Genomic DNA, 17,127 nt, shown 5'->3' with positions numbered 1-17,127 from the left:
TTGGAGGGGATTTTTTTGCCGGTGAATTTATGGGAGCAGGAAAAAGCGGCACCACTTACGGGAATAGAGGAGCTGGTCTACCGTTCCAATTTATTGGGGCAAGACCGTTCCGTCGCCAACTGGGGCGGAGGAAATACTTCGATGAAGACCGTGGAATGGGACTTCATGGGGCAGGAAGTCGCTGTGATGTGGGTGAAAGGAAGTGGAGCCGACTTAGCGACGATGAAGTCGGAACATTTCACCGCTTTACGTTTGGATGATGTACTGCCCTTGTTTGAACGGGATGAGATGGAGGATGAGGAGATGGTTGCTTATCTCCGCCATTGTATGATGGACAGCCAACATCCGCGCATGTCGATTGAAACCCTTTTGCATGCTTTTCTCCCTTTTAACCATGTGGATCACACCCATCCTGATGCGATCGTCAGTATCTGTTGCACGGAAGACGGGGAGGCGATCGCACGGGAGATCTACGGCGACCGCTTTGTCTGGGTTCCTTATATCCGACCAGGGTTCCAATTGTCAAAAATAATCGGAGAAAAGGTACGAGCGAACCCGCAGGCAGAGTTGGTCCTGATGGAAAAACACGGGTTGGTAACCTGGGGAGAGACTTCGGAGCAATGTTATCAATCGACGATGAAGGTGATCCAAGCGGCGGAAGATTATATTGAGACACGTGTAAAAAGTGTTGGCGAGCAATTGTTTAACGGCGAAAAGGCGAAACCTCTCAACACTGATGAAAGAAAAGCGATCCTCACTGCGATCCTACCTCTGATTCGCGGCCGGGTCAGCCGGGAGAAGCGAATGATTGTAAGTGTGGATGACAGCGATGCGGTGATGAATTTTGTCAATAGCGTGGATGCTCCCCGTTTGTCTCAGGTGGGGGCGGCGTGCCCCGACCATCTCGTCCATACCAAACGGCTGCCCCTGTATGTGGATTGGGATCCCGCTGAGCATGATACAAGGGAATTGAAGCGGCGCATGGAAGAAGGAATCAATCGTTATGAAAGCGATTACCGAAACTATTTTGAGCGGAATCAGCAGGACGGTGATGCGATGTTTGAACCGGTTCCCCGTGTCATTCTCATCCCCGGCATCGGGATGGTGACGACAGGCAAAAGCAAAAAAATGGCCGATATCAGCCGACAGCTGTATCAGCGGGCGATTGCGGTGATGAAAGGAAGCTCGGTGCTGGGAAGTTTTGTCTCCTTAAATGAGAAGGAATCCTTTGATGTGGAATATTGGCCATTGGAGTTGTATAAGCTTTCCCTCGCCCCGCCCGAGGCAGAATTCTCCAGGCAGGTGGCTTTTATCACAGGGGGAGCGGGTGGAATCGGCGGTGCCACCGCACGCAAGTTGGTACAACAAGGTGCCCATGTGGTTTTGGCCGATTTAAATCAGGAGGGTGCAGCCCAGTTGGCCCATGAGTTAAACGAGCAAACGGGAGAAAAGCGAGCTGTGTCCATCGGCATGGATGTGACAGATGAAGGGATGGTGAAAGCGGCTTACGGAGAAGCTGTCAACCACTTTGGCGGGATCGACATTTTGGTGAATAACGCCGGCTTGGCCACCTCCAGCCCTTTGGAAGAGACATCTCTCGATGAATGGAACCGGAACCTCAATGTTTTAACCACCGGCTATTTTCTTGTGGCGCGGGAGGCCTTCGCCCTGATGAAAACACAACGATTAGGGGGCAACATGGTCTTCATCGGTTCAAAGAATTCCGTATATGCAGGCAAAAATGCCGCGGCATACAGCACGGCCAAAGCGGCGGAGGCTCATTTGGCCCGTTGTATTGCGGCAGAAGGCGGCCCATACGGGATACGCGTCAACACGGTGTTGCCCGATGCGGTTTTGTCCGGCTCCGCTATTTGGACTTCCCGCTGGCGGGAAGAGCGGGCGGCGGCCTATGGCATTGAGCCGGATCAATTGGAAGAGTATTACCGCAAACGAACGCTTCTCCAGGTCAATGTCTATCCAGATGATATCGCAGAGACCGTTCTGTATTTGGCTTCATCGAAAGCGGCGAAGACGACGGGGTGTATGATAACGGTGGATGGCGGAGTGCCCGCCGCTTTCACACGATAAAACAAAAGGAGGAAGGTCGATGATAAACGATGCAAGGATACAAGTGTTTGAAGCCCATCAAGCGGATCGTGGGATATCGTTGGAAGAAGTGAAGCGACGGTTGAAACAGCTTAAAATCGAGACCCCTTCCTGGGGATACGGGGATTCAGGCACTCGTTTTCAGGTGTTTAAGAAAGCGGGTGTTCCCCGAACGACCTTTGAAAAGATGGAAGACGCCGCACAAGTGCACCGCTTTACCGGATTAAGCCCCAGTGTGGCGATTCATATCCCCTGGGACAAAGTGGACGATTACAGCCGCTTGCGTGAACACACCGAGTCCCTCGGCATTAAGATCGGTGCCGTCAATCCAAATCTGTTTCAAGATGATGATTATATGTTGGGGAGCATCACCCATACCGATCAAGCGATCCGGCGCAAAGCGACGGCGCATTTACGGGAATGTGTCGCAATCGCCAGGGAAGTGGGATCGGACATCGTCAGCTTATGGCTGGCGGACGGCACCAATTATCCAGGGCAGGCTGATATTCGTAAGCGTAAGCGCTGGATGGAGGAGGCGCTTAGAGAGACCTACCGGGAGCTGGATCAAGGAATGCGACTCCTGATTGAGTATAAATTTTTTGAGCCGGCTTTTTATCATACCGATCTGGCCGACTGGGGAATGGCTTTCAATCTGGCAACCAAATTGGGCCCTCAGGCGGAGGTTCTGGTCGATACGGGCCATCATCCCCAGGGAACCAATGTGGAACATCTCGTGGCGTATCTGTTAGACGAAGAACGGCTGGGCGGATTTCACTTCAATGGGCGTAAATATGCGGATGACGACTTGATTGTGGGAACCACCAATCCCTATGAAATCTTTCTGATCTTCTATCAAATCGTGGCCGCTTTACGGGAGGAAGAAAACGCCGGTGCACGCAGGACGGCGGAGCGCATCGCTTATATGATCGACCAGAGTCACAACATTGAACCGAAGATTCCGGCGATGATTCGGTCGGTGTTAAATGTGCAAACCTTGTATGCCAAAGCTCTTCTCATCAACTGGAAGGAGTTGGAGGAGGCGCAGGTTGACTTGGATGTCTTGCGGGCGGAAGCGGCGGTGAGGGAAGCGTTTGAGCAGGATGTGGAACCCCTGTTGCACATGGTACGGGAAGAGAGGGGGCTGCCGCCGGAGCCGATGAAGGCGTTTTTAGAAAGCGGTTACGTAGAGAAGATCCAGGATCGCGGCGTGGGAGGGGCCAGTTGGTGAAGAAATGGTTGAATGTTATATAACGGAAAGGGGGAAGGTTAGTGGCGTGGAAGGGATTGGCCGTCGATTTAGGTGCGGCGAGTGGACGTCTTTTGGCCGGTACATTTGACGGAGAACGGCTTGCAGTCGAGGAGAAAGTCCGGTTTGCAAATGAACCGGTAACCGTGCATCAGACGATGCATTGGGATTTTTTGCGTCTATTCCACCATGTAAAACAGGGAATTCGCCGGGTTTGTCACGAAGGGGAGCCGATTGCATCCCTAGGAATCGATACATGGGCGGTCGATTTTGGTTTGTTGGACAGCAAGGGACGCCTGTTGGGAAACCCGGTTCACTACCGGGACCGCCGTACCGATGGCATCATGGAAAAAGTGACCCAAAGGATACCGCGCGGCGAGATTTTTCGGGAGACGGGGATTCAATTTCTCCCCTTTAACACTGTATACCAACTGGCGGCGCTAAAGGAAGCGAATGATTTACATTTGGAGCAAGCGGATACCCTTCTGATGATACCCGATCTTTTTCATTATTTTTTAACCGGTCAAAAAGTGACCGAGTATACCAACGCCACCACGACCCAACTGTTCAACCCAGTGCAAAACACCTGGTCTTCCACTCTGCTGAAAGCCTTGGACATCTCGGAGCAACTGTTTACCGATGTCGTCTCTCCAGGGTCCAATCTCGGCAAACTGATGCCGGCGGTGGCGGCGGAATTGGGAGCAACGGGGATCAATGTGATCGCGGTGGCGACTCATGATACCGGATCAGCGGTTGCAGCGGTTCCCTCCGGATCGCAGCCTTCCGCCTATCTGTGCAGTGGAACCTGGTCTCTGCTGGGAACGGAAGTGGATCGTCTCATTTGTTCCGAGCGTGCACTTGCCCTCAATTTTACCAATGAAGGGGGAGTAGAGGCGTTTCGGTTTTTAAAAAACATCATGGGGTTGTGGTTATTGCAGGAGATTAAGCGGGAGTGGGAGAGACAGGGAAAGGATTATACATGGGAAGAAATGACGGAGCTGATGGCAGAAGAACCGCCTTTCCTTGCCTTTGTTGACCCCGATGATCGACGCTTTTTGGCTTCGGGGTCGATGTCGGACCGTATCCGAAACGCCTGTTCAGAAAGCGGACAACCAATTCCAATCTCCGACGGGTCCCTACTGCGAACAGTTACCGAGAGCCTCGCTTTTAAATACAGATGGACGTTGGAACGGTTGGAAGAATTGATCGGGAAAAAGATTGAAGTGTTGCACATGGTAGGGGGAGGCATACAGAATCGGTCGCTGTGCCAATGGACGGCGAACGCGTGTGAACGTCCAGTAGTTGCGGGTCCGGTGGAAGCCAGCGGCATCGGTAATTTGCTGATGCAATTGCTGGCGGCCAAGGAAATCTCCTCCTTGGAAGAGGGGCGGAGGTTGGTTGCTCGTTCTTTCCCCCGCAAAACTTACGAACCAGCGCAAACCGAACGCTGGGATGACCATTATGAACGGTTTCAAAAGGTGATAAGATAGGGAGTGACAGGAATTGCAAAGTAGTGGAGGGAAGGGAATGTTAGTCGCGGAACGGCGCCATGAGATTGTGGCGAGTGTCGATCGGGAGGGGAGTATTCGCGTCACCGAATTGGCGAAACGATTTGGGGTGACGGAAGAAACCATCCGTCGGGATCTGGAACGGTTGGAGTCTCAGGGGAAATTGCTCCGCAGTCACGGCGGGGCCGTCACCCTGAAGAAAAATGGGGAGCGGGAGACATCCTTCCAGGAGCGGGAGATTACCTATGTCACCGAAAAGACAGCCATTGCTCGGGAAGCGGTAAAACGAGTGGAAGAAGGGGATACCATCCTTCTTGACGCCAGCACCACCGCTTGGCAAATGGCACGGTTGTTGTCGGATATACCCTTGACGGTTTTAACCAACTCCATCAAAGTGGCGGTCGAATTGGCCGATCGCATGCATATCCAAGTAATCTCTACCGGAGGAGCTTTATCACCGCGTTCCTTGTCGTATATCGGCCCTTTGGCGGAGCGCTCCTTGGAAGGATACCATGTAAACAAACTGTTCTTCTCCTGCGGAGGAGCCGATTTAAGAAGTGGTTTAAGCGACTCCAACGAATGGCAAGCACAGCTGAAACGGCGGATGATCGCCATCGCCGACCACAGTACCTTGTTGATTGATCACAGTAAGTTTGATAGAAGGACCTTCGCCGTTTTTGCAGATTGGAAAGAGATCGATGCAATCATCACCGATACCCAATCCTCTCCCCAGGTGTTGCAGCGATTGAGTGAGAGGGGACTGCCTGTGCAGAGGGTGGAGTAGAGTGAATACCATTTAGCGTGGATAAATCATGTCCATATCAACTGAAACAACCGCATACAAAAACACCCCGCTATTCGGCGGGGTGTTTTTGTATGCTATCGCTTCATTCGGTTTGGAGGGGTTGGGATCATTTTCTTGTAGAAATTGTTGCAGGCCGGCCAAATCGTCGATCCAGAGGAGAAAATCGTGTTGGTCTTGAGCGACAAGGCTCTTTTTTTCTTATATTTTCCATTGACAATCTTCTGTCAAATTCATAGCATGAAGGTGAGTTTAACAAATGTAACTGAAATGAACATTTGTAAAATGTAAGCGATAACATTCAAGTGTGAGGGGGGAGACAAATTGATCTCCATGGATACACTTCCGATCAAAAGGGAACTTCTCCCGGAATTGCTCCATCAGATGTGGTTGATTCGGTATTTTGACGAAAAAGTGGACGAATTTTTTGCCAAAGGGGCGATTCACGGAACAACACACCTATGCGTGGGACAGGAGGCAACTGCCGCTGGGGCGTGTGCGGTGTTGCAACCGAAGGACAAAATCACCAGTACTCACAGGGGACACGGACATTGCATCGCCAAAGGGGCGGATGTCAAGCGGATGATGGCAGAACTCTTTGGTCGGGAGACGGGCTATTGCAAAGGAAAAGGGGGCTCGATGCATATCGCCGATCTGGACCTGGGTAACTTGGGTGCCAACGGTATTGTGGGAGGGGGTATTCCCATCGCTGTGGGGTCGGCGCTAACTTCTAAACTGAAAAATCTCGGTTATGTGACTATCTGTTTCTTCGGAGATGGGGCGGCCAATGAAGGGAGCTTCCACGAATCGATCAACTTGGCGGCGATCTGGGACCTACCCGTTATTTTTATCTGTGAAAATAATCAGTATGGCATGTCCGGTTCCACCAAGGAGATGTTCCGGGTGAAAAATATCTCGGAGCGGGGATTGGGATACGGCATTCCCGGCGTTACCATCGACGGTAATGATTTGTTTGCAGTAATGAAAGCGGTCTCAGAAGCGACTGAACGAGCACGTGTTGGAGACGGTCCCACTCTGATCGAAGCAAAAACCTATCGCTGGAAAGGACACTCCAAGAGCGACGCCAAGAAATACCGTACCCGCGAGGAAGAGCAGGAGTGGCGAAACAGGCGCGATCCGATTAAGCGGTACACGGAACAATTGATTCAGGAGGGCATCTTAGATGAAGATCGGGCGGAAGCGGTTCGGAAACAGGCGAAAGAGGAGATTGAAGAGGCGGTGCGATTCGCTGAGGAGAGTCCGTTTCCACCCCTGAAGTCGTTGGAAGAAGATGTTTTTGCATAAAGGAGGGATGGCTGTTGCGGGAGATTACGTATTTGGAAGCGGTTCGTGAAGCGTTGACACAAGCGATGGAAGCAGATGCGGACGTTTTTCTCTTTGGAGAGGATATCGGTATCTACGGCGGTGCTTTCGGTGTTACTCGCGGTATGCAGGAACAGCTAGGAAAAGAACGGGTCCGGGATACGCCGATTTCCGAATCCGCCCTCGCCGGTGCGGCGGCAGGTTCCGCCTTGACGGGCATGCGGCCGGTGCTGGAGCTTCAGTTTTCTGACTTTATCACCATTGCACTGGACCAACTGGTTAATCAAGCGGCTAAAATGCGGTATATGTTTGGCGGCAAAGCAAAGGTGCCGATGGTGGTTCGCACCCCCTCCGGCTCAGGCACCGGGGCGGCGGCGCAACATTCGCAAAGCCTAGAAGCATGGGTGGCCCACGTACCCGGTCTAAAGGTGGTGCAGCCCTCCACTCCCTACGATGCAAAAGGACTGCTAAAGGCTGCCATCGAGGATGATAACCCCGTCATTTTTTATGAACATAAACTCCTGTACAAAACAAAGGGCGAGGTACCAGAGGAGCCCTACTCCATCCCTTTGGGAAAAGCGGAAGTGAAACGAAAGGGAACAGATGTCACCGTCATCGCCACCGGCATCATGGTGCCAAAAGCCTTGCAAGCGGCAGAGATCTTAGCGAAAAAAGAGATCGAGGTGGAGGTGGTAGACCCTCGTACCCTGGTGCCGCTGGATGAGGAGACGATGATCCAATCGGTGAAGAAGACAGGGCGCGCCTGTGTGGTGTATGAAGCGGTAAAACGGGGTGGATACGGAGCGGAAATCGCCAGCATGATCGCTGAGAGCGAAGCTTTCGATTATCTGGACGCTCCCATTGTTCGGCTGGGTGGCAAGGAAGTGCCTATCCCTTACAATCCGCAGTTGGAAAAAGCCGCCGTGCCACAGGAAGAGGACATCGTCCAGGCGATTGAACAGATGGTCGCCAAGGTGATATGAAAGGGGGGAGACAACATGGCTCAAGCGATCTGGATGCCAAAGTTGGGGATGACGATGGAAAAAGGGACAATTCTGCAATGGTTTAAAGAAGCGGGTGACCCTGTAGAGGAAGGGGAGCCGATTCTGGAAGTGATGACGGACAAGATCAATATCGAAGTGGAGGCCTACACATCGGGGACGCTGCTGCGCATTCTTCACGGGCCCGATGAGGAAGTCGCCGTTAACGAAGTGATCGGCTATATCGGAGAGGAAGGGGAGGTGGTGCCAGAAGGGCGGCCATCCAAGCAAGATGAATTGGAGTTGGAATCTTCTGTGTCCAAGCTTAGGCAAAATTCATCAGCACTCCCCCGAAAGGAAGGGTTCAGTGGTGCAAAAGGGGCATCCGTAACGACGCCAAAGTCTACCGTTGCAGTCCCAGAAGCGCCTCTGTCGGGTTTGGAAACGATTCGTGCCACTCCCTCCGCCCGCAGGACTGCTCGAAAATTGGGGGTTTTCTTACACGAGGTGACGGGTTCAGGGCGAAAAGGGAGAATCCACCGCGAAGACGTGGAAGTATACGCCACCCGCAAGTCAATGGACAAGCCGTCCTTGTCTAGAGAGATTTCCCAAAAGTCGCAAGGAGAGATCATCCCTTATCGGGGAATGAGGGAAACCGTAGGCCGACGGATGGCGGAGAGCGCTTTTAGTGCCCCCCATGTTACCTTATTTACTGATGTGGACATGGGTGCTGCCATCGAGACACGTCAGCAGTTGTTGGAGGTGGTGGAACAACAGACGGGGTATCGTCTGTCCCACACAGAACTCATTTTGAAAGCCTGCGCCTTCGCCTTAAAACAGCATCCGGAAGTGAATGCTTCCTTGCAGGGGAAAGAGATCCTACGCCATTCGCATATTCACTTGGGCTTGGCCGTCGCCGTGGAAGAGGGGCTTCTGGTTCCCGTTATCCGAGACGCCAACCGTAAAGGATTGGCTCAATTGACCCAGGAGTGCAAGGAGTTGGCCCAAGCGGCCCGCGAGAAAACGTTGACACCGGATCAACTGTCGGGAAGCACTTTTACCATCAGCAATCTGGGCATGTATGAAGTGGATGGATTTACACCGATCATCAATCAGCCGGAATCTGCAATTCTGGGAGTGGGCCGCATCAAGGAAAAGCCCGTAGGGGTTGACGGGGAGATCAAACTGCGCCCGATCGCGACCTTTAGCCTCTCCTTTGACCACCGGGTGCTGGACGGAGCACCTGCCGCCCGCTTCCTACAGACCGTTAAGCAAACGCTGGAACAACCGGAAATCTTGCTCGTTTGAAGGAGGGAGAAATGATGGGTACATGGGGGATGTTTATTCTATTGTTTGTCCTGTTTTGGGTTATCCAGGGCAGCCTGACATTGTTGCAATCGCGCCACTATCAGCGGCAACTTTTTGAGTTGCAGCGTCAGTCTTCCGGCTATCTGGGAGTGGGTGTGCGCAAAAACCGATGGGGGGCCGGGGCGGTAGCCATCCTGGTTACCGATCCGGCGGGTGTGGTTACCCATTGCCGCAAATTGGCCGGTGTCTCCGTTTTCGCTCGCTTTCGTGATGAGCCCTCCCTGGTGGGAAAGGTGGTTGAGGATTTGAAAGAGATTCAGCCGCGAACCTCCTGGGAACAGGCGCTCAATATGGCTGTTGAAAAGGTGGAGGAGGCGCGTCAGACGCGAGCAGCGGTCTAATCCGAAAGGGGGAAAAGGATATGGATTTCTTTGTCCATCTGGCAGAAGGGTTTATTGGAATGTTCCAAAAAGGCGGTGAAACGTTTGTCGGTCTGGTGACTGGAATCATTCCCACCTTGATCTGCCTGATTACGGTGGTGAATGCTTTCATCAAGTTTGTGGGGGAAGAGCGGATTACCCGGTTTGCCCGCTTTTGCACCCGTTTTACATTGTTGCGATATACGCTGTTTCCGTTGTTGGCCGTATTCTTCCTGACTAACCCGATGGCGTATACGTTCGGTAAATTTTTGCCGGAAAACCAAAAGCCAGCCTTCTACGATTCTGCTGTTTCTTTTGTCCATCCGATTACGGGGCTATTTCCCCACGCGAACTCGGCAGAATTGTTCGTCTATACAGGGATTGCAGCCGGGATTACCCAGCTCAATCTGTCTCTGGGTCCCTTGGCCATCCGCTACTTTATTGTTGGTTTACTCGTAATCCTGCTGCGGGGAATTGTGACCGAGTATATCACCAAGTTCATGATGAAGCGGCGAGTTGTTCAATCCTGATTCATAAAAGGAGGGCTTGTTCATGAGTGAGTATCGCGCTGTGAAGGTGGAAAAAGGCTCCGGTGGGTGGGGAGGGCCCTTGATGATTCAACCCACGGAGGAGAAAACGATTATCGCCTCGATCACAGGCGGGGGTATTCATCCCGTCGCGCAGAAGATCGCTGACATGACCGGCGGCAAAGCTGTGGATGCCTTTAAAAACAAAGTGAATCCGGAAGAAATGGCTTGTGTGATTATTGATTGCGGCGGTACGGCGCGCTGTGGCCTCTATCCCAAGCTGGGTGTGCTGACAGTGGATATTACTGCGGCTTCTCCCTCCGGCCCCCTGGCGAGGTATATCCAGGAGGACAACTTCGTCTCCGGTGTCACGGTAAAACAGATTCAGCATTTGGCGGAGGGAGCCCACGTTTCAAGGGACGAAGTGGCGGCAACTGCGGAAGTCTCTGAGCAGGAAGAGAATCCGGAGCCGGCTGCGGCCCCAGTGAAGCCCAATTGGTTGAACCGGCTGGGCAAAACGATGGGAAACGTAGTCAATGTCTTCTATCAGTCGGGACGGGATACGATCGACCAAGTGATTAAAAACATCCTTCCTTTCATGGCTTTTGTAAGCGCTTTAATTGGGATTATTCTCTATACGGGTATCGGGGATATCATCGCCAACACGATCTCTCCCCTTGCCGGCAGCCTCCCCGGGCTGTTGATCATCTCGGTAGTCGCTGCCTTGCCCTTTCTCTCGCCGATGTTGGGGCCGGGGGCCGTTATCGCCCAGGTGGTAGGGGTGCTCATCGGAGTGGAGATCGGACGGGGAAATATCCCGCCGCAACTGGCTTTACCCGCTCTGTTTGCCATTAACCCCCAAGTGGGTTGTGATTTTGTTCCCGTCGGTCTTACCTTGGGAGAAGCCAAGCCGGAAACCATTGAAGTGGGTGTGCCCGCTGTGCTGATCTCCCGTCTATTTACCGGCCCTGCAGCGGTATTGATCGCTTACTTCCTCAGTTTTGGACTGTACACGGATTAATGGAAAAAGAGGTGTCTATATTGAAATATCTGATGGATTCCCGAGTGACGAAAATCGGCAGCATGGTAAGCGATTTTGTAGAACAGGAGAAAACCTTGATCATCTTTCATGAGAACGCGCCGGAGGAACTTCATGACTTGGCCTTGCTCCATCGCGTCACCCCATTGAACGACGAGATCCAGGTAGGGGATAAGTTTATCCTTGGCGAGACCGAGTACGAGGTGACCAGTGTAGGGGGCAAAGCAAACGAAACGCTCCGGGATCTCGGTCATTGCACCCTTCGCTTCACCGGTCGCACAGAAACCGATCTTCCCGGAGAAGTGGCCTTGGAAGAAAAATCGGTTCGAGATATCCATGTGAATGCCCCGCTTCGCTTTGTCAGAGATCAGGGGGTGCTATCATGCTGGGACTGAATCGAAGGTTAAAAGATTTGCAAAAACAGGGAGCCCGCATCCGTGTCGGTTTGGTTGGAGCGGGTCAGATGGGACGGGGCATGATCGCCCAGATCGCCGGGATGGCCGGGATGGATGTGGTGGCCACCGCCGACTTGATGCCGGAAAACGCGCGCAACGCCTATCTGCATGCAAAGGTATCCGCAAGTGCCATCCTGGAGACGCAGGATGAGGGGAAGGCTGACCGGGCGATTCGGAGCGGCCGGGTGGTTGTTACCTCGGATGCCGGGATGATCCCCCGGCTGGAGGAAGTGGATGTGGTCGTGGACGCTACCGGCCATCCCAATGTAGGGGCCATGGTGGCCTGGAATGCGATTATGCAGAAAAAGCATATCGTCATGCTCAATGTAGAAGCCGATGTGACGATCGGCCCCTACCTGAAAAAAGTGGCAGACGCCGCAGGTGTGGTCTATACTGGATCCGCGGGGGATGAACCGGGAGCGTTAATGGAACTGCACGATTTTGCTGAAGCGCTCTCCTTTGAGGTGATCGCGCTGGGGAAAGGAAAAAATAATCCGCTGGATCGCTCAGCCAACCCGGATTCGTGCGCGGAAGAAGCCCGCCGAAAAAAAGCGAATCCAAAGATGTTAGCTTCCTTTAAAGACGGCACCAAGACGATGGTGGAGATGAATGCCGTCTCCAATGCTACCGGCTTCCTTCCCGATGTGGCGGGAATGCACGGTCCCAGTGGCCAAGTGAAAGATCTTCCTTCGCTGTTTCGCCTGCGGGAAGAAGGTGGGATCTTAAACGGAATGAAAATCGTGGACTATGTCAACGGTGTCGCTCCTGGTGTCTTTGCCGTCATTACGACGGAATTGGACGAAATCCATGAAGAGATGAAGTACCTCAGCATGGGGGAGGGTCCTCATTATGTCCTCTACCGTCCGTATCACTTGACCAGTCTGGAGACCCCCATCTCCATTGCCCGTGCCTACTTGGACCGCGAATCGACGATCGCACCCCATTACGGCAATCGGTCGGAAACGGTGGCGGTGGCGAAAAAAGCGCTAAAACTGGGAGAGGCTCTGGATGGGCTGGGTGGATTTACCGCCTATGGTCGGTTGGTGACCGCTCAGGCACAAAAAGAAAGCCAAGCTCTTCCTATCGGCTTGATCAGCCCGGATGTTGTGATGAAACGGCATGTCCCTCAAGGAGAAATCATCACCTATGATGATATTGAATTCAGGGAAAAGAGGGAGATCGTCAAAATCCGGGAGCTGATGGATGCCCTATTATAACCGCAGTTAAAGAGAGAAGGAGAGAAGAATGGTTTCAAAAAGATGGGCAGAGAGACGACAAATGGTTCGCGCAGCCTATCTCTACTACGAGGCGGGACTCAACCAATCCGAAGTGGCAAAGCGGATCGGTCTGTCCCGCCCCCTGATATCCAAATTACTGCAAAAAGCGCGGGAGACCGGGATTGTAGAGATTTCCATCAAAGACGATACCATTGTGACTACGCAATTGGAGGAGCAGTTGACAAATGCCTTTGGCTTGGCAGAAGCGATTGTCATCCCGGTGCAAGAAGGTTGGGATGACGAGGAAGTGAAGCGGCAAATGGCGAAGACGGCGGGTATTCTGCTGAAGAAACGGATTACCCGTTCCAAGACGGTAGGTGTATCTTGGGGGACGACCTTGTACCATTTTGTACAGGAATTTCCCTTCGTCCAAGCAAAACATCTGCGCATTTTGCCTTTGATCGGGGGGATGGGGCGAAATTACGGGCAGCTACATTCCAATCAACTGGCCAAACAATTGGCGGATAAATTGAGTGCCACTTGTGAACACCTCTATGTTCCCGCGATCCTCTCTTCTGAGAATCTAAAGGAGCAGTTGCTGGATTCGATGGACATCCGGGCATTACTCCATGAGGCGACCCGGGTGGATGTGGCCATTGTCGGTCTGGGCAGCCCCTATGCCTCTACCATGACTCAATTGGGTTATCTAAAGGAATCCGACTTGGAGAGCTTAATGAAGTTTGGAGCCGTGGGTGACATTAATTCCCGCTTTATCGATGAAAACGGAGAGGAAGTGGCCGATCCCATCAACGAGCGCGTGATCGGAATCGATGTCGAAGATATGAGAAGCATCGCTACGGTTGTCTGCATGGTAACGGGAAAAGGGAAAGCAAAAGCTTTGCTAGCTGCTCTCCATGGTGGATATATCGATATCCTGGTCGTGGACAGTGAGACGGCGGCGGCGGTTTTACGCTTAAAGGAAGGTGGTGGCCGAGTTGTTCGAGGAGACCAGTCAGACGGAGATGTACTGTATTAATTGCCTGGATGATACGGTTCATGATGTGACGACCATCCGCAAGAGTCTCTATAAAATTCGGTGCGAACAATGCGGCAGGGAACTCGTCGTCAATCCCGATGTCCGGCATCAAGTGTATCACGACTACCTGGACCGTGTTCTCACCAAGCGTTTCCGCATGCAAAAAGAATTTCAAGACGACGCCCGCAAGTTCGTCCGCAATTTCCCATTCCGGGTGATGAGCAAACCATGGCGGATGATGCATGAAGTGAGAGGACTGCACAAACGGAAAAAAAGCGAGTGATCCTAGATTGATGATAAACTGCTAACACAGGGAGGGGGGTTACCGTCGAGCGACTCTGCCACACATGGAGCGTGAGATGGATACCCCCCTGACCGTTCTGCGACCAGTTTGTCAGAGCCTCTCCGTCCAATGGGACGGTTTTTTTTCTTGTGAAGATATAACTGGGTGTAAGCGGGAAAGCGTCAGCTTTAGCGATAGGGATTATCATCTGGCCCGATAGATCGTCTCCACTACACTTTCGATCGAGGGCTCTTGCATCTGGATATCGACCGTTTCTCCCCAGTGACGGGTGAAATCCAGAATTGTTGGCACAGTGATGCGGGCGCGATCATAGCGGATCAAAACACGATTTTCCGCTTGTAGATCGATATGTTCCACCTCAGGGATAGGGGTGACGGTAGGCGTTGTTGCAAACTGTAGCAGCAGTTCACTAGGAAGGCCAATCCGCTGCCGCAGAGCGTCGAGGGTACCATCTAAGATGATGGTGCCATGGTTGATAACAATTACCCGCTGACACAAGGATTCAATATCGTCCATATCATGGGTGGTCAGCAAAATGGTCTTTTTCTGCTCGCGATTCATGGTTTGCAAAAAGGTGCGAATTCGGTTTTTAGCCACTACATCCAAGCCAATGGTAGGCTCATCCAAAAACAGTACAGTGGGATCGTGAATTAACGCCGCAGCCAAATCTGCTCGCATCCGCTGTCCCAGTGATAGTTTACGCACGGGTGTATCGATAAAGCTTCCAATACCGAGCAAGTCGTCGTATCGTCGCAAAAAGCGCTGAAAATCCATCTCTGACAGTTGATACATCTGCTTCAGAATTTCATAAGAATCACGCAGAGGCAAGTCCCACCATAGCTGTGTCCGTTGACCAAACACAATTCCCATATGACGGGCGACGATGGATCGCTCTTGTTGTGGGCTGTGTCCCATCACCGTCACTGTGCCGTCGCTGGGATGCAAGATTCCGGACAACATCTTGATGGTGGTGGATTTGCCGGCTCCATTGGGTCCGATGTAGCCGACGCACTCTCCAGTCTCTACCGAGAAGGAGATATTTTGCACTGCCTTCACTCGCCGGTGTTGTCGAGAAAAAAGAGACCGGATGGATCCAAATATCCCCGGTTGTGTGATTGGCACTTGAAAGGTTTTCTGCAAGTTTTTCACTTCGATCATCGCATCTCCCTCAACTTCCCGTACTGTGATAATAACGAATGCCAAACCGCCAAAAGCGCAAGGAAATCCATAGAAATACCCCTGCTACCGCTGGGGAGACCCACAGGTTGTGCCATGTTCCCCCTTTATCCAGTAGATAGAGGGCGGGTACATAGGCGATAAAAGCGACAGGCAGAACCGTAAACAGGATCCACTTCAGCCAACCGGGATAAATGCTCATCGGATAACTGGCTGCGTTATTGGGGGCGTATAGAGTAAAAGCTTGAAAATCTTTAATGCGCTGGGTCCAGAAGGCGAGGGTGGCGGTGATCAGCCCCAATGCGAAGGAAATAATCAACCCGGAGATAAAGGCGACGGGTAGGTAGAGAAGGGCGGGAAGCCAATGAGTCGTTGCTGCTAATCCGTGTAAGGAGAGGACAAGGATTGCAATCCCTTGTACCACTCCGCCGATTCGGCTCAGTTCCAGGTTACGGGTCAACAGCAGGGTAAGTGGAGGAACAGGACGGATCAGGAGGCTGTCAAATTCCCCTTCTACCATATAGCGTTCAAACTCATGGATTTCCGGAGCCAACAAGCGATAAAGGGACATCGATGCCGATGCAATCCCATACAGGTAACCGACTTCGTATATTGTCCAGCCCATCACATCGTCAAATCTTAGCAAGATTGCTGCTAACATCAAAAAATCGACGGCCATGATCAGGCCGTAGGTAAAAGAGGAAAATAAAAAATTCCCTTTATACTGCATACGAGAACGAAGGCTGGCTCCCCACAAGGTGAAGAACAGTTTCATTCCATTCATCCCCCTTGAATCTCCAACTTCCGCCGGGCACGTCCAGTCAGCCATAGATTAAACAGGGTTAATACTGAAGCCCAAAGGACAGGTATCAATAGGGCTTCCATCCCGGCTTTCTCCAGATAAATGATGACAGGTGTATACAACACACCGGCAAAAGGAAGCCATTGTGCCCACAAGCCTAAGTTTCCCGGCAGCAAGTCGAGCGGCACAAGTTGTCCTCCGAGACCAAATAAAAGCGTGACGATCATAAAATGAGCTCCACTGATCTCATAGGTCCAGCAGGCGCTGATCCCGATCAAGTAATGAAGGTTAATGGAAAGCCAGATCGCGACAGCTGCTGCAACCGTCATCCACAGATAAGAAATGGGGTTAGTAGGAAGGTGGATGCCCACCGTAAGTGCAAATATCAACAAGATCGGGATGGAACGGAAGCAGAGGTTATAAATGATCCGTCCCGCTTCCTGTGCTGCGGTATAGGTGAAATAGGAGACAGGGCGCGCCATTTCCAGGCTGATCGCTCCGTTTCGCACCCGGTTGGGGATGCCGAGGCCTGGTGTTAAAAAGATCGTCATCCATAAAAGCGCTTGTCCATACGCCATGTAGTGAGTCATATCAGTGGCGGAATAGGGGCTGCCTTCTTCCTTCCCTGTTAATACCCCGACCCAGATGGCGATATAGATAAAGCCGAAGATAAGACTGCCCAGATTGTTGATCATATGGGCGATACGATATTGGAATTGGACCTTGATGTTTTTGATCAATAACTCCCAGTAAACCATTGTTTCTTCCCTCGTGCTTCTATTTCGACATATCTGACGAACAAAAATTTTATCAAATTCAGTTGGGGAAGTAAACCAAAAAACGGGCCTGTACAAGGAACCCCCTTGCAGCAAGCCCGAT

The 17,127-nt window shown here is 52.1% G+C and carries 17 protein-coding genes; 14 read left to right on the top strand and 3 right to left on the bottom strand.

Going from position 1 to position 17,127, the window contains the following annotated elements; genetic code table 11:
- The first annotated feature begins 15 nt into the window (after window positions 1-15).
- From C8J48_RS17640 to C8J48_RS17575, 14 genes are all read left to right on the top strand, one after another.
- On the top strand, window positions 16-2,088 hold the full coding sequence (locus C8J48_RS17640; RefSeq protein ID WP_107728577.1) for a bifunctional aldolase/short-chain dehydrogenase: 2,073 nt from the start codon (window positions 16-18) through the stop codon (window positions 2,086-2,088).
- 19 nt (window positions 2,089-2,107) lie between these two features.
- Window positions 2,108-3,334 carry an L-rhamnose isomerase gene (rhaI, locus tag C8J48_RS17635; RefSeq protein WP_107728576.1) on the top strand — a complete coding sequence of 409 codons (1,227 nt, stop codon included), beginning with the start codon at window positions 2,108-2,110 and terminating at the stop codon, window positions 3,332-3,334.
- A 41-nt stretch (window positions 3,335-3,375) separates the two neighbouring features.
- The gene (locus tag C8J48_RS17630) at window positions 3,376-4,842 is read left to right on the top strand and encodes a rhamnulokinase (protein WP_245891283.1); all 1,467 of its coding nucleotides are present in this window, start codon (window positions 3,376-3,378) and stop codon (window positions 4,840-4,842) included.
- Window positions 4,843-4,879: 37 nt separating this feature from the next.
- Window positions 4,880-5,644, top strand: coding sequence for a DeoR/GlpR family DNA-binding transcription regulator (locus tag C8J48_RS17625; protein ID WP_107728575.1), 765 nt, complete (start codon window positions 4,880-4,882; stop codon window positions 5,642-5,644).
- Between the two features lie 351 nt (window positions 5,645-5,995).
- The gene (locus C8J48_RS17620) at window positions 5,996-6,967 is read left to right on the top strand and encodes a thiamine pyrophosphate-dependent dehydrogenase E1 component subunit alpha (protein WP_107728636.1); all 972 of its coding nucleotides are present in this window, start codon (window positions 5,996-5,998) and stop codon (window positions 6,965-6,967) included.
- Window positions 6,968-6,981: 14 nt separating this feature from the next.
- Complete coding sequence (locus C8J48_RS17615; protein WP_107728574.1) at window positions 6,982-7,968, top strand: alpha-ketoacid dehydrogenase subunit beta; 987 nt, start codon at window positions 6,982-6,984, stop codon at window positions 7,966-7,968.
- Window positions 7,969-7,983: 15 nt separating this feature from the next.
- Window positions 7,984-9,273: a dihydrolipoamide acetyltransferase family protein gene (locus C8J48_RS17610; protein ID WP_107728573.1), complete on the top strand. Its 1,290-nt coding sequence runs from the start codon at window positions 7,984-7,986 to the stop codon at window positions 9,271-9,273.
- 14 nt (window positions 9,274-9,287) lie between these two features.
- Window positions 9,288-9,674, top strand: coding sequence for a transcriptional regulator GutM (locus C8J48_RS17605; RefSeq protein ID WP_245891282.1), 387 nt, complete (start codon window positions 9,288-9,290; stop codon window positions 9,672-9,674).
- 20 nt (window positions 9,675-9,694) lie between these two features.
- Window positions 9,695-10,222 (top strand): PTS glucitol/sorbitol transporter subunit IIC, encoded by a 528-nt coding sequence (gene srlA, locus C8J48_RS17600; protein WP_107728571.1) that lies wholly within the window; start codon window positions 9,695-9,697, stop codon window positions 10,220-10,222.
- 22 nt (window positions 10,223-10,244) lie between these two features.
- A complete protein-coding gene (gene srlE / locus C8J48_RS17595; RefSeq protein WP_107728570.1) occupies window positions 10,245-11,240 on the top strand; it encodes a PTS glucitol/sorbitol transporter subunit IIB in 996 nt (331 codons plus the stop codon).
- Window positions 11,241-11,260: 20 nt separating this feature from the next.
- Window positions 11,261-11,653: a PTS glucitol/sorbitol transporter subunit IIA gene (locus C8J48_RS17590; protein ID WP_170105687.1), complete on the top strand. Its 393-nt coding sequence runs from the start codon at window positions 11,261-11,263 to the stop codon at window positions 11,651-11,653.
- Window positions 11,641-12,930: an NAD(P)H-dependent oxidoreductase gene (locus C8J48_RS17585; RefSeq protein ID WP_107728568.1), complete on the top strand. Its 1,290-nt coding sequence runs from the start codon at window positions 11,641-11,643 to the stop codon at window positions 12,928-12,930. The genes C8J48_RS17590 and C8J48_RS17585 overlap by 13 nt, the downstream gene beginning before the upstream one ends.
- A gap of 28 nt (window positions 12,931-12,958) precedes the next feature.
- Complete coding sequence (locus C8J48_RS17580) at window positions 12,959-13,966, top strand: sugar-binding transcriptional regulator (RefSeq protein ID WP_107728567.1); 1,008 nt, start codon at window positions 12,959-12,961, stop codon at window positions 13,964-13,966.
- The gene (locus tag C8J48_RS17575; protein WP_146160529.1) at window positions 13,926-14,249 is read left to right on the top strand and encodes a hypothetical protein; all 324 of its coding nucleotides are present in this window, start codon (window positions 13,926-13,928) and stop codon (window positions 14,247-14,249) included. Before C8J48_RS17580 ends, C8J48_RS17575 begins: the two co-directional genes overlap by 41 nt.
- A 204-nt stretch (window positions 14,250-14,453) precedes the next feature.
- Here C8J48_RS17575 and C8J48_RS17570 read toward each other — a convergent pair whose 3' ends face one another.
- Genes C8J48_RS17570 through C8J48_RS17560 form a run of 3 tightly spaced genes read right to left on the bottom strand, consistent with a single transcriptional unit; the run spans window position 14,454 to window position 17,006 of the window.
- Window positions 14,454-15,428 (bottom strand): ABC transporter ATP-binding protein, encoded by a 975-nt coding sequence (locus C8J48_RS17570; protein WP_107728565.1) that lies wholly within the window; start codon window positions 15,426-15,428, stop codon window positions 14,454-14,456.
- A 10-nt stretch (window positions 15,429-15,438) separates the two neighbouring features.
- Entirely contained in the window at window positions 15,439-16,221 is a 783-nt protein-coding gene (locus C8J48_RS17565; RefSeq protein WP_245891281.1) for an ABC transporter permease, read from the bottom strand.
- A gap of 5 nt (window positions 16,222-16,226) precedes the next feature.
- Window positions 16,227-17,006 (bottom strand): ABC transporter permease, encoded by a 780-nt coding sequence (locus C8J48_RS17560; RefSeq protein WP_146160528.1) that lies wholly within the window; start codon window positions 17,004-17,006, stop codon window positions 16,227-16,229.
- Window positions 17,007-17,127 lie beyond the last annotated feature (121 nt).

Source organism: Desmospora activa DSM 45169 (assembly GCF_003046315.1).
GTDB lineage: Bacteria > Bacillota > Bacilli > Thermoactinomycetales > DSM-45169 > Desmospora > Desmospora activa.
Note: the sequence above shows the minus strand (reverse complement) of the source record. Positions and strands in the feature narration are given on the sequence as shown.